The sequence below is a fragment of the Pectobacterium aroidearum genome (assembly GCF_041228105.1).
GTDB lineage: Bacteria > Pseudomonadota > Gammaproteobacteria > Enterobacterales > Enterobacteriaceae > Pectobacterium > Pectobacterium aroidearum.
Genome location: NZ_CP166097.1, coordinates 2,788,029 through 2,800,607, shown reverse-complemented (window position 1 = coordinate 2,800,607; position 12,579 = coordinate 2,788,029). Strand labels below are relative to the sequence as shown.

Annotated in this window: 14 protein-coding genes; 8 read left to right on the top strand and 6 right to left on the bottom strand. The window is 50.0% G+C overall.

The genetic code is table 11. The features are described from left to right. Window positions 1–85: 85 nt before the first annotated feature. The 4 genes from tsaB to rnd all read left to right on the top strand — a co-directional run bounded on the left by tsaB (window position 86) and on the right by rnd (window position 4,947). Window positions 86–787, top strand: a complete 702-nt coding sequence (gene tsaB, locus AB8809_RS12880) for a tRNA (adenosine(37)-N6)-threonylcarbamoyltransferase complex dimerization subunit type 1 TsaB (RefSeq protein WP_349856722.1) — start codon at window positions 86–88, stop codon at window positions 785–787. 98 nt (window positions 788–885) lie between these two features. Beyond that, window positions 886–1,530, top strand: a complete 645-nt coding sequence (locus AB8809_RS12875) for a Slp family lipoprotein (protein WP_225181018.1) — start codon at window positions 886–888, stop codon at window positions 1,528–1,530. Window positions 1,531–1,926: 396 nt separating this feature from the next. Beyond that, a complete protein-coding gene (gene fadD, locus AB8809_RS12870; protein ID WP_155116470.1) occupies window positions 1,927–3,612 on the top strand; it encodes a long-chain-fatty-acid--CoA ligase FadD in 1,686 nt (561 codons plus the stop codon). 210 nt (window positions 3,613–3,822) lie between these two features. After that, on the top strand, window positions 3,823–4,947 hold the full coding sequence (rnd, locus tag AB8809_RS12865) for a ribonuclease D (protein WP_180776862.1): 1,125 nt from the start codon (window positions 3,823–3,825) through the stop codon (window positions 4,945–4,947). A 220-nt stretch (window positions 4,948–5,167) separates the two neighbouring features. Here rnd and minE read toward each other — a convergent pair whose 3' ends face one another. Genes minE through minC form a run of 3 tightly spaced genes read right to left on the bottom strand, consistent with a single transcriptional unit; the run spans window position 5,168 to window position 6,960 of the window. Then, entirely contained in the window at window positions 5,168–5,437 is a 270-nt protein-coding gene (gene minE, locus AB8809_RS12860; protein ID WP_015840174.1) for a cell division topological specificity factor MinE, read from the bottom strand. 3 nt (window positions 5,438–5,440) lie between these two features. Further along, complete coding sequence (gene minD, locus AB8809_RS12855; RefSeq protein WP_015840175.1) at window positions 5,441–6,253, bottom strand: septum site-determining protein MinD; 813 nt, start codon at window positions 6,251–6,253, stop codon at window positions 5,441–5,443. A gap of 20 nt (window positions 6,254–6,273) precedes the next feature. Beyond that, the gene (gene minC, locus AB8809_RS12850) at window positions 6,274–6,960 is read right to left on the bottom strand and encodes a septum site-determining protein MinC (RefSeq protein ID WP_010275486.1); all 687 of its coding nucleotides are present in this window, start codon (window positions 6,958–6,960) and stop codon (window positions 6,274–6,276) included. Between the two features lie 136 nt (window positions 6,961–7,096). On the opposite strand from minC, the gene AB8809_RS12845 reads away from it, so the two are divergent. The 3 genes from AB8809_RS12845 (at window position 7,097) to AB8809_RS12835 (ending at window position 9,167) form a co-directional block, all read left to right on the top strand. After that, window positions 7,097–7,354 carry a YcgL domain-containing protein gene (locus AB8809_RS12845; protein WP_015840176.1) on the top strand — a complete coding sequence of 86 codons (258 nt, stop codon included), beginning with the start codon at window positions 7,097–7,099 and terminating at the stop codon, window positions 7,352–7,354. 593 nt (window positions 7,355–7,947) lie between these two features. Beyond that, window positions 7,948–8,604, top strand: coding sequence for a fumarylacetoacetate hydrolase family protein (locus tag AB8809_RS12840; RefSeq protein ID WP_180741087.1), 657 nt, complete (start codon window positions 7,948–7,950; stop codon window positions 8,602–8,604). A 116-nt stretch (window positions 8,605–8,720) separates the two neighbouring features. After that, window positions 8,721–9,167, top strand: coding sequence for a YcgN family cysteine cluster protein (locus AB8809_RS12835; protein WP_015840178.1), 447 nt, complete (start codon window positions 8,721–8,723; stop codon window positions 9,165–9,167). Window positions 9,168–9,252: 85 nt separating this feature from the next. Here AB8809_RS12835 and AB8809_RS12830 read toward each other — a convergent pair whose 3' ends face one another. Further along, window positions 9,253–9,663: a hypothetical protein gene (locus AB8809_RS12830; protein ID WP_320702267.1), complete on the bottom strand. Its 411-nt coding sequence runs from the start codon at window positions 9,661–9,663 to the stop codon at window positions 9,253–9,255. 230 nt (window positions 9,664–9,893) lie between these two features. Here AB8809_RS12830 and AB8809_RS12825 point away from each other — a divergent pair, with 230 nt between their 5' ends. Next, complete coding sequence (locus AB8809_RS12825) at window positions 9,894–10,091, top strand: DNA polymerase III subunit theta (protein WP_010275471.1); 198 nt, start codon at window positions 9,894–9,896, stop codon at window positions 10,089–10,091. A gap of 91 nt (window positions 10,092–10,182) precedes the next feature. On the opposite strand, the gene dsbB is transcribed toward AB8809_RS12825, so the two are convergent. Both dsbB and nhaB read right to left on the bottom strand, forming a co-directional pair. Then, window positions 10,183–10,713 carry a disulfide bond formation protein DsbB gene (gene dsbB, locus AB8809_RS12820; RefSeq protein WP_015840180.1) on the bottom strand — a complete coding sequence of 177 codons (531 nt, stop codon included), beginning with the start codon at window positions 10,711–10,713 and terminating at the stop codon, window positions 10,183–10,185. Window positions 10,714–10,908: 195 nt separating this feature from the next. Then, window positions 10,909–12,489 carry a sodium/proton antiporter NhaB gene (gene nhaB / locus AB8809_RS12815; RefSeq protein ID WP_349856721.1) on the bottom strand — a complete coding sequence of 527 codons (1,581 nt, stop codon included), beginning with the start codon at window positions 12,487–12,489 and terminating at the stop codon, window positions 10,909–10,911. Window positions 12,490–12,579 lie beyond the last annotated feature (90 nt).

Below are 12,579 nucleotides of genomic sequence, written 5' to 3'. Positions count from 1 at the left end.
CCAATAGGGGGAAGGGCTGCGGCACGGCAGGGGCTTATGCTATGATACGGGTTGTTAAGATTTATTTATCCTGCCTGAGGTTGGCATGTCTACGCGAATTCTAGCGCTTGATACCGCAACGGAAGCCTGTTCCGTCGCACTCTGGAATGAAGGCGAAATTCATTCTCTGTTCGAAATTTGTCCCCGTGAGCACACACAACGCATTCTGCCAATGGTTCAGCAGGTGCTGGCCGATAGCGGCCTGACGCTCAACGATCTTGATGCACTGGCCTTTGGTCAGGGACCGGGAAGTTTTACCGGCGTGCGGATTGGTATCGGTATTGCACAAGGGCTGGCGCTGGGCGCGGATTTACCGATGCTCGGTGTATCGTCACTGGCGACGATGGCGCAGGGCGCTTTCCGCCTGACGCAGGCGACACAAGTGCTGGCGGCCATTGATGCGCGAATGGGCGAAGTGTACTGGGGCCGCTATCAGCGCGATGCCGACGGTATCTGGTTGGGCGAATCCGAGGAAGCTGTATTGAAACCTGAGCTGGTGCAAGCCTTAACGGCTGCGCTGTCAGGCGAATGGGCCACGGTAGGAACCGGGTGGGAAACCTACCCTGAACTGGTAAGCCATTCCTCGCTGGTGTTAGCGAAAGGCGATGTACTGCTGCCGCAGGCGCAGGATATGCTGCCGCTGGCCTGTCAGCTATGGCAGGCAGGAAAGGCAGTCAGCGTCGAGAATGCACAACCGCGTTATCTGCGCAATGAAGTGACCTGGAAAAAACTTCCCGGCCGCGAATAAACAGACTACCTATTTGGTTCGGCGTATAACTTCTATAAACAGCAACTTATTCGATGCTGAGCAGTCTAACTATCAGATATCCGAAGAGGGGTTGTGCCATGTTTGTACCAATGAAGCATGTACAGATAAAAAGTGTGCGAATTAAAAATCTGCATCTGAATCAGAAAAAAGCACGACTCTGTCTGGTTGCGGCGGCAGCGCTGCTGCTTTCAGGCTGTGTCACGATACCGGATGCGATTAAAGGCACGTCGCCAACACCGCAGGACGATCTGGTACGCGTGATGAATGCGCCGCAGATTTATGTCGGTCAGGAGTCACGCTTTGGCGGGCGGGTGGTTAGCATCCGCAATGAAGCGAATAAAACGCGCCTGGAGATTGCCAGCATGCCGTTGGATAGCGGTGCAAAACCGCTGCTGGATATGCCGTCAGAAGGGCGTTTTATTGCCTATGTGAATCGTTTTCTGGAACCTGTTGATTTTAAAGACCAACTGGTCACCGTTGTCGGGCCGATTGTCGGCACCGAACAGGGCGCTATCGGCGATAAGCCTTATCGTTACGTCGTGATCGACGCGCAAGGCTACAAACGCTGGAATGTTGTGCAGCGTCTGATGATGCCACCCGGCGGCTATGGTTATGGTCCGTGGGGATGGCGTGCGGGTTACGGCTATGGTTGGGGCCCTGGATGGGGATTCGACGGCGGCTGGCCTGGTCCGGCACGGATTGAGAATATAGTTACAGAATAAGAATAGGGCTATTTTACTTGTCATTTTGAACCTGGGCAGTGCTCAAACAAACGCAATTGCGTTTGAACGCCACTTGGGCGACCCGCAGGGTGAGCGTAGCGAATAATCCTCACGTACTATGTGTACGCTCCGGTTTTTCCGCGCTGTCCGTGTCCAAACTGACTGCGCCAATAACGCCCTATGGGGTAGATTCTAAAATTATTTCGTTCGGAGTGAAGAGATCAGGCGACGCAGGTTGCCTGATTTTTTTTGAATAAAGAATAAATTAGTGATCGCTCTCGCAACCTTAACATTGTTTGTTAGCTAACTGGTAGGCTGAGTTAAAATAATGTTAATAACAATAAGCCTCTGAGGGCGACGACGATGCCACTAAAAAAATATCTCGGGAGTGACGTCTTGGAAAAAATTTGGTTATCACGCTATCCGGCGGACGTGCCGGCGGAAATCGATCCGGATCGCTATTCGTCGTTGATTGAAATGTTCGAAACTAGCGTGAAGCGTTATGCCGACCGACCTGCCTTCGTCAACATGGGTGAAGTGATGACGTTTCGTAAGCTGGAAGAGCGGAGTCGGGCGTTTGCGGCCTATCTACAAAACCAGCTTAAATTGCAAAAGGGCGATCGTGTCGCGTTGATGATGCCCAACCTGCTGCAATATCCCGTTGCGCTGTTTGGCGTGTTGCGCGCGGGTCTGGTGGTGGTTAACGTTAACCCACTGTATACGCCGCGTGAGCTGGAACATCAGCTAAAAGACAGCGGGGCCAGCACGATAGTCATCGTGTCTAACTTCGCGCATACGCTGGAAAAAGTCGTTCATAACACGGCGGTGAAACACGTCATCCTCACCCGTATGGGAGATCAGCTCTCCACGGCGAAAGGGACGCTGGTCAATTTCGTGGTGAAATACATTAAGCGGCTGGTGCCTAAGTACCATCTGCCGGATGCGATATCGTTCCGTCGTGTTTTGCAGGAAGGACGGCGTCAGCAGTATATTCGCCCCGATATTATCAATACCGATCTGGCATTTCTGCAATATACCGGTGGCACCACGGGCGTCGCTAAAGGCGCGATGCTGACGCACCGCAATATGCTGGCGAATCTTGAACAGTGTAAAGGGGCATACGGCGCTATTCTGCAGGAAGGGAATGAGCTGGTGATCACGGCGTTGCCGCTCTATCACATTTTCGCGCTCACGGTGAACGGCCTTTTGTTCCTTGAATTGGGCGGGAAGAATCTGTTGATCACTAACCCCCGCGATATCCCGGCGGTTGTGAAGGAACTGAAACAATACCCGTTTACGGCTATCACTGGCGTCAATACGTTATTTAACGCGCTGCTTAACAACAAAGAATTCCACGAGCTGGATTTCTCAACGCTGCGTTTAGCGGTCGGCGGTGGGGCATCGGTGCAGCAAGCGGTGGCAGAACGTTGGGAAAAACTAACGGGTAAACATCTGCTTGAAGGATATGGGTTAACGGAAAGTTCACCTCTGGTGGCCGTAAACCCTTACGATCTCAAACATTACAGCGGCAGTATCGGGCTACCGGTGTCATCAACGGACGTCAAAATCATTGACGATGACGGCAACGACGCTGGGCCGGGTGAGTCTGGCGAGCTGTGGGTGCGCGGGCCACAGGTGATGTTAGGGTATTGGCAACAGCCTGCCGCGACGGATGAAGTGTTAAAAGACGGCTGGCTGGCAACGGGTGACATTGTCACCTCTGATGATGAAGGGTTCCTGCGTGTCATCGACCGCAAGAAAGATATGATTCTGGTTTCCGGCTTTAACGTCTATCCGACGGAAATTGAAGATGTTATCAGCCGTCATCCCAAAGTGTCCGAGTCAGCGGTGATTGGGGTGGCGAATGAGGTATCCGGTGAAGCAGTCAAAGCCTTTGTGGTCAGGCGTGATAACTCGTTAACGAAAGAGGAACTCATTACCCACTGTCGCCGAAATCTTACCGGTTATAAAGTGCCGAAAGAGATCGAATTTTGCGATGATTTGCCGAAATCTAACGTGGGGAAAATCCTACGCCGCGAATTGCGCGACGATAAGAAGGTGAAGAAAGACGCTGCCGCCTGACGATTTTCCATGAAAACGACTGCCAGAGAGAGGCAGGACGCGATATGATGTTTTCACGCCGGTTTATCCGGCGTTCTTTTTTGTGGCGAACTTACACCCGTCACCCCATGGGCCGTCGATTGCGACGTTAAAAATGTCCGCCGTAATTTTTTACGGCGATACGGATTTGACCCAGAACCGTAAAGTAAAAACAACCAAGAGAATGACGTTTTGAATTATCAGTTGATCACTTCCGACATCGGGTTACAACAGGTTTGCGCCCAGGCGCGACGTTTTCCGCAGGTGGCATTGGACACGGAGTTCGTCAGAACCCGCACGTATTACCCGCAATTAGGGTTGATTCAATTGTATGACGGCGAACAGCTTTCACTTATTGACCCGCTAACGATTACCGACTGGGCTCCTTTTCAGGCGTTACTGCGTGATGAGCAGGTCACCAAATTCCTGCATGCGGGCAGCGAAGATCTGGAAGTGTTTCTCAATGCGTTTGGAACACTGCCGGTGCCGTTCATTGACACACAGATTCTGGCCGCATTTTTAGGTAAGCCGCTTTCCTATGGCTTCGCTGCGCTGGTGGCGGACTATATGGGCGTGACGCTGGATAAAAGCGAGTCGAGAACGGACTGGCTTGCTCGCCCGTTGAGCGAAAAACAGTGCGATTACGCGGCCGCCGATGTGTTCTACCTGTTGCCAATGGCCGCGCAGTTAGTGGCGGATACGGAAGCCGCAGGGTGGATGAACGCTGCGTTGGACGAATGTCTCCTGCTTTGTCAGCGTAAACAGGATATTTTGGCACCGGCGCTCGCCTATCGCGAATTTGGCAATGCCTGGCAGTTGCGTGGCCGGCATCTGGCTTGCCTACAGCGTCTGGCTGAGTGGCGCTTGCGTAAAGCGCGTGAGCGAGACAGTGCGGTGAATTTTGTCGTACGTGAAGAGAACCTGCTGCAGGTGGCGCGTTGTTTGCCAACTTCGCTGGGTGAACTGAGCTCACTGGGGCTGAGCGGCCCGGAAATTCGCTACCACGGGAAAACGCTGCTGGATTGTGTTGCACAAACGGACGGTATTAGTGACGCGGATTGCCCGCCACCGGTCATTAATTTGATCGACTATCCCGGCTATAAAAAAGCGTTTAAAGATATCAAAGCGCTGGTACAGCGCGTAAGCGAACAGAGTGGATTATCCGCCGAGTTATTGGCATCACGTCGTCAAATTAACCGTCTGCTGAACTGGCACTGGAAATTAAATGGGCAAGATGCGGGAACGCCGGAAATGTTATCTGGCTGGCGCGGTCAGTTATATGGCGATGAACTACGTGACATTGTGCAAGGCTATTAATCACCGGTAAACACGCCTTATCAATACGCCTTATTTGCTGTGATGATGCCATCATGAAAAAAGCAGCAAATAGGGTGACAAAAAGACGACGAAAAAACAAAATAAGAAATAAAAGACTGGCTAAATATACAGTCTATTATGGAATGAAGTGCACGTAATTTGAAGTATGACGGGAATAGCTATCCCCTGCGTAAAAGCAGGGGATATCACAGCAGAAAAATCATTTAGGCGTTTCTTCCGCTTCCGGTAATGTCACATTCAACTCAAGCACGGAAATATCATCTCCTTTTTGCTCAAGTTGAACTGTCACCATCTCAGGATCAATCTGTACATATTTACAGATAACCTCAAGAATATCCCGCTTTAATTGCGGCAGATAATGGGGTTCACTATCTCCCCGGCGTCGCTCCGCGACAATAATTTGCAGCCGTTCCTTGGCGATATTGGCTGTCGTTTTTTTGCGGGACAGAAAGAAGTCCAGTAAAGCCATAATTTATCCCCCAAAAAGTCGTTTAAGGAAACCCTTCTTCTCTTCTTCAATAAAACGGAAAGGACGCTCTTCGCCAAGCAGACGTTCAACGGTGTCCGCGTAAGCTTTGCCAGCATCAGCTTCAGCATCCAGAATGACAGGTTCGCCCTGGTTAGAGGCGCGGAGTACGGACTGGTCTTCAGGGATCACGCCAACCAGCGGAATCCGCAGAATCTCAAGCACGTCTTCCATACTCAGCATGTCGCCACGGCTCACCCGGCCTGGGTTATAGCGTGTCAACAGCAGGTGCTCTTTGATCGGATCTTCAGAACGTTCAGCACGGCGTGATTTCGAGGACAGAATGCCCAAAATACGGTCGGAGTCGCGAACGGAAGAGACTTCTGGGTTGGTGGTGATAATCGCTTCGTCGGCGAAATAGAGCGCCATCAACGCACCCGTTTCAATCCCGGCAGGGGAATCACACACGATAAAATCGAACTCCATGTCGCCCAGATCGTTGAGCACTTTCTCCACGCCTTCATGCGTTAACGCATCTTTATCACGCGTTTGTGAGGCAGGCAGAATGTAGAGGTTGTCCGTTCTCTTATCTTTGATTAACGCCTGATTCAGCGTGGCATCACCCTGAATAACGTTCACGAAGTCATACACCACGCGACGCTCACATCCCATGATCAGGTCGAGGTTACGCAGACCAATGTCAAAATCGATGACAACCGTCTTTTTTCCTTTCTGGGCTAAACCGGTAGCAATGGCCGCGCTTGATGTGGTCTTGCCAACGCCCCCTTTACCCGATGTAACAACAATGATGCGTGCCATAAATGTTTCCTTGGGAGATTCTAGTCTAGAGGTTTTATCGTTAAAACATTGTCCAGCTGGTTCAGGTTGATCCGCGCTGGCTGCCCAAAATACGGTTCAGGAATCTGGTCGCTCAGCCAGTAACGGCCAGCGATAGAGACCAGTTCTGCGGCCAGATGCGTACAGAATATCTGGCTCTGAACATCGCCAGAAACGCCTGCGAGGGCTCGACCGCGCATCATGCCGTAAATATGAATATTGCCGTCTGCAATCACTTCAGCCCCCGCGCTGACGCTACTTGTGACAATCAAGTCACAGTTCCGGGCGTAAATCTGTTGGCCGGAGCGAACGGGGGTATTGATGACTTTCGTTTTCACCGCGGCAGGAACGGCGGCGACGGGTTCGACTACCCGGCGTTGTGCTTTACCTTCGCTCAGAAGGGGAAGTCCCGCCTGCGCAATGGTTTTCTTTAATGCATCGTCGGTGCATCCACTGACGCCAACGACATGCAGACCGGTTGATGAAATGGCCTGCTGTAATTTTATCCAGTCAGTCTCCGCAGTTAATGCGGCAACGTTAATGACAACGGGGGCATTTTTCAGGAAAGCAGGCGCTTGCTCTATTTTTTCCTGTAGTGCCTGGTAAATTACCTCGGGTTGGGAATCATGCAAATGAACAACCGATAAGGTAAAGCTGCTGCCTTTTAACTCTATTGGCGTTTGTGACATCTATCCTGACTCAGTTTCAGCATCTTTTAATCCCTAGAGTAACATTTAAGGCATGATATTCCAGAGCGCTGTAAGCATGTTATAGTCACAATTATATACAGGCAAGATGGCATTCCCATCAAATAGAGTAAAAAAAATGTTTTGTGTGATCTATCGAAGCGCTAAACGCGATCAGACCTATCTTTATGTTGAAAAAAAAGACGATTTCTCGCGCGTGCCGGAAGAATTAATGAAAAGTTTTGGCACGCCGCAGTTAGCCATGGTCTTACCGTTGGATGAGCGTAAAAAACTGGCGAATGCCGATATAGAAAAAGTGAAACTTGCGCTACAGGAACAGGGCTTTTATCTGCAAGTTCCACCTCCGGTTGAGAACTTATTAAACACGCCGGTGTAAGTGTAAAAAAATAATACCAAGGCGTACTTTCAGATAAAACCGCAAACATAATTTGGCGTGGAATATCTTAGCCATTGACATGATATTCCGCGCGATAAATATTCATTTTTCTGGTTTTACTCCGCCATAATTTAATTGTTTCCCTTCTTGATGGGTTATGACGTCTCTCCAGACCACACGAACGCACGCCTTGTTCTCCTGAAATCTGTTGGGTGAACCCCTGTTGCGATGATATAACGATGGTTTTGCACCATCGTGTTCTTATAACACCCTAAATAATTCGGGTTGCAAGAAGACGGCAAAAGAGGGACAAATTCGTCGGGAACGAATTTGACCAGCCAACGGCTGGCCTTCGGTGAGAGACAGGACGTCTCTCATTTCATCCCGATGAGCTTACACAAGTAAGTGATTCGGGTGACTGACAAATCTGCCAGAGGTAGGTTTGAACGCTGCTTGCAGCGGCCCCAATGGGCCGAGTAGCGTAGCCAAAGCACATGCAGCTTGAAGTATGACAGGTATAGCTGTTTTCTTTTTGGGCAGATCTGCACCACGAAGGCAGCGAGTAATCCAACAGACAGGGCAGGAGAATACCCATGTACCAACACAGAGACTGGCAGGGCGCGTTGCTTGATTTCCCGGTAAATAAAGTCGTTTGCGTCGGAAGCAACTACTCAGAACATATCAAGGAAATGGGCAGTGCGACTCCGGCTGAACCCGTGTTATTCATCAAGCCTGAAACCGCACTGTGTGATTTACGTCAGCCCGTTGCCATTCCTAAAAATCTGGGTTCGGTTCACCATGAAGTCGAGCTGGCAGTGCTGATAGGTACACCGTTAAAGCAGGCGAATGAAGAGCGCGTCGCTCGGGCGATTGCGGGTTATGGTGTGGCGCTGGATCTGACGCTGCGTGATTTGCAGTCCGAATTCAAAAAAGCGGGCCAGCCGTGGGAAAAAGCCAAAGCGTTTGACGGTTCCTGCCCGATCTCCGGTTTTATTCCGGTGGCCGAGTTTGGCGATCCGCAGCAAACCGAATTGGGTGTAAAAGTGAATGATGAAGTGCGCCAGCAGGGCAACACGCGTGATATGATTACGCCGATTCTGCCGCTGATTGCCTACATGAGCCGTTTCTTTACGCTGCGCGCGGGCGATATTATTTTGACGGGTACGCCAAAAGGGGTCGGTCCGATCCTGTCTGGCGATATGCTGACGATTACGGTGAATGACCGGACGTTGAGCACGCGTATTATCTAACGCCCCTGGCTGCCCGTGTTGAATGACGGGCAGCAAAATCTCCCCGCCGTGCCTGCCAGAATCACGCATCTTTGTTTACAATATTCACAACGCAACATAAGTTAACTGGAAGAAACATGACTGAACGCCCTTTTTGGCAGCAAAAAACGTTGTCTGAGATGTCTGACGATGAATGGGAATCGCTGTGCGATGGCTGCGGTCAGTGCTGTTTGCATAAACTGATTGATGAGGATACGGAGGAGATCTACTTTACCAACGTCGCCTGTAATCAACTGAATATTAAAAGCTGTCAGTGCCGTAACTATGAGAAACGCTTCGAGTACGAACCCGATTGCATCAAGCTGACGCGAGAAAACCTGCTGACGTTTAACTGGCTACCGGCGACCTGTGCGTATCGTCTGATTCATGAACGTGAAGATTTACCGCAGTGGCATCCGCTGGTCTGCGGCACCAAGACAGCCATGCACCGCGAGCGTATCTCCGTGCGCCATATCGCTGTACGTGAGACTGAAGTGGTGGACTGGCAGGATCACATACTGAACAAACCTGAATGGGCGCGGTGAGGGCGTAAATTAAAGAGATTGTCACCGTGATGTGAAGTAGACGCCACGGTGACGTGCTGCTGTTGTGCTGTATTGAGTCGTAGGCTTACTGTTGTGCGGCGATTTTATCGTTTATGAGTTTTGCTCTGTCTATCGACTGCTGATTCCTGTCAATCTCCTGTTGAACCAACTGGTTTCTTTGTGACTGTTGATAACGAGCTTCGTCAGCTTCAGCTTCTTTTTGTTTGAAAGCAATATACTGATTTTGCAATTCAATTCTTGCATCCAGATCATCCATTTCCCCTTTGTCCACTTTTTTCCCCAACACTTTTGCGTTTAAGACATAGAGCTTCAGCCAAGGTGTTGAAGAGAGAATGGGTTCTTTTTTTATTGAGTAATCCAGACAGGTCGCCATATCGCTGAGGCGCGCGTACCGGCTTTCGCATTCAGATTGGAGCTCGCTTGTTGTTGTACACGACGTTAACATCAGTGGAATAATGGCAAAGAGATATTTCATTACAGACTGCTTCCTTGTGAAAAACCACAGTAATTTTAAGTGATTATATCGAAATGAATGGAGAATTTCCTCTTCGTATTTTTAGGTGACGTCAGTGAACTCGCATCTGCGTTTTGCCTGCCACTTCACATTTTTCTTTTTCCTTGTGCGAATCATGCTGTCACCTCCGGCATAAATCGTGACGTGTTGTATAATTTTAGAGCAGCATAACCAGCAGAGGGGGAGAGCATGTGATTAACTTTGAGAAAATCATTCTTGAGTACAGCGAGCAGTACACCGACTTTGCTGCCTCCACGATTGCTTTCATGGAAAGTCAGGAAAAAAAGATCGACGCAGATGAAATATCACGAAGAATCCCGCAGGAAAAAAGGCCTTTCTTCAACGAGCGATTAGGCCATTATCGCGATATCTACAGACCACAACAGTGAGCGTCGTAGCAAGCCTGTGAGGCGTAGAAACGGTTACCAGAAGCCCGACAACAGTGTCGGGCTTTTCGGTTTATGCTTAACAGATTATGGATTAACGGCTGAAGAGGTCGCGGCGTTTGGGACGGAAAGGCTGAGCGATCAATACCAGCACGGCAACCACCAGATAGGCGACAAAGATGCCAAGCAGCCATTGCGGCATTTCCAGAGAGAGGAATTCCCACTGACGCACTGAGCAATCCCCTGTCGCATTGAAAATGGCCGGGAGCCATTTGTCTAAAGGTAACCAGGATGGGAAGCTGACAAAGAAATCACAGGTGGTAAATGGCGACGGATTTAACAAAATATCCGTGTGTTTCCATGCCAGTCGAACGCCTTCGTAAGAACTGTATATCCATAACGCGATGGCCGGGTAACGCAACGCCGTTGATGGTGCGATGGCACCAACAATACCCGCGGCGAACACGCCCCACAGCGCGCAACGCTGATAAATACACAGCACGCACGGTTTTAATAACATAACATGCTGAAAATAGAGCGCAGTCAATTCCAATGCTAAAGCAGTAAACGCCAGCAGCAGCCACGCACCACGCCCGCGTGAGCAACGATTAAGAAATCGCAACATAAAAATATTCCATGCTAAACATGATTAAAGCAGCAGTGTAAACCGTTCTGGCTTCACTGCCATCATTTCACTGTGCAAAACGTAACGATATGTTTATTTGATGCTTTTTCTGTCATTTTACGGCGGCGAAAATCGTATTGATAACATCATCAAGACGGAAATTGTCGCCACCGTGATTACTATACACGATCGTGATTATGAGTGACTGCCTGATAGGGTCAAATTTGGCAAAGAAATCCAGTGATTATTCATCAAAAAGTCAGTAAACGGCACTAGCGTGAACTCAACGCAAAGCAACCCGACCAGCGTCATCACAATCGTGTAAGGCAGCGCCATAATCACCATACGTCCGTAAGACAGGCGGATAAGCGGAGCCAGCGAAGATGTCAGCAGAAACAGAAACGCCGCTTGCCCATTCGGCGTGGCGACAGAAGGCAGGTTGGTGCCGGTATTGATCGCCACGGCGAGCAACTCGAACTGAGAGAGCGAGATGTGACCGTTCTCAAAGGCGCTGCGCGCTTCGTTGATATAAACCGAACCAACAAAGACGTTATCCGATATCGACGATAGCAGTCCATTGAACAGATAAAATTGCGTCAGTTGCGAACTCTCAGACGATTGCAGGACGTAATGGATAATCGGAGAAAACAGCTGCTGATCGATAATGACGGCAACGATGGCAAAGAAAACCGTCAGCAGCGCGGTAAACGGCATGGCATCCTGAAACGCTTTACCGATGGCATGTTCTTCGGTCACGCCGCAGAATGCCGTGGCCATAATAATCACGGAAAGACCAATCAGTCCGACCTCAGCCAGATGAAACGCCAGCGCGACAATAAGCCAAATACCAATCACCGCCTGTACGAGTAAGCGCACTTTATCCTGCGGCGTGCGTTTTTCTGTCATGTCCCGATCGTAATCCTCAAGCACGCGTCGCACGTTGTCCGGCAGACTTACGCCATAGCCGAAGACTTTAAAACGCTCAACCAGCACGCAGGTTAGAATCCCGCAAATAAACACGGGAACGGTCACGGGTGACATATGCAGGAAGAAGCTGACGAAATCCCAGCCAGCGCTTTTCGCGATGATCAAATTCTGAGGTTCACCAACCATTGTCATCACGCCGCCCAGTGCAGTACCGACGCCAGCATGCATGAGCAGGCTGCGCAGGAATGCCCGGAACTGTTCCAGCGTATGACGATGTTCCTCGCTGCTTAGCGCACTATCATCGCTGATATCCGCTTCGTTCCCACCCTGTTGGGACGCGAAACGGTGGTAAATACCATAAAATCCGATAGCGACGCTGATAACAACGGCGATCACGGTCAGAGCATCAAGGAATGCGGAAAGGAAGGCAGCGGCACCACAGAAGGCGAGTGATAACAGTGCCTTGGAATGAATGCGCAGCAGCAGTTTAGTAAAGACAAAAAGCAGCAGTTGCTTCATGAAATAGATGCCTGCCACCATAAACACCAGCAGCATGAGGACTTCAATATTCCCCGTGACTTCATGCCACACCTGCTGCGGACTGGTCATACCGATGAGCATGGCTTGTAGCGCCAGCAGGCCACCGGGTTGTAGCGGGTAACATTTCAGCGCCATGCCTAGCGTAAAAATAAACTCCACAACTAATAACCAGCCGGCCCAAAATGGGCTGACAAAATAGAACAGCAGCGGATTAACCAGCAAGAAGCAAAAAATAGTCAGTTTGTACCAGTCTGGCGCGTATCCCAGGAAATTTTTTAACAGCGCGCGGTGGAGGGGCATGCCTGTCATAATAGAAGAAGAATCCTTATTTGTTAGAATAGTTTGATGGCTCTTATCATATAGTAAAAACTTTACAAACGGTCAGAAGTCTACCGTTTT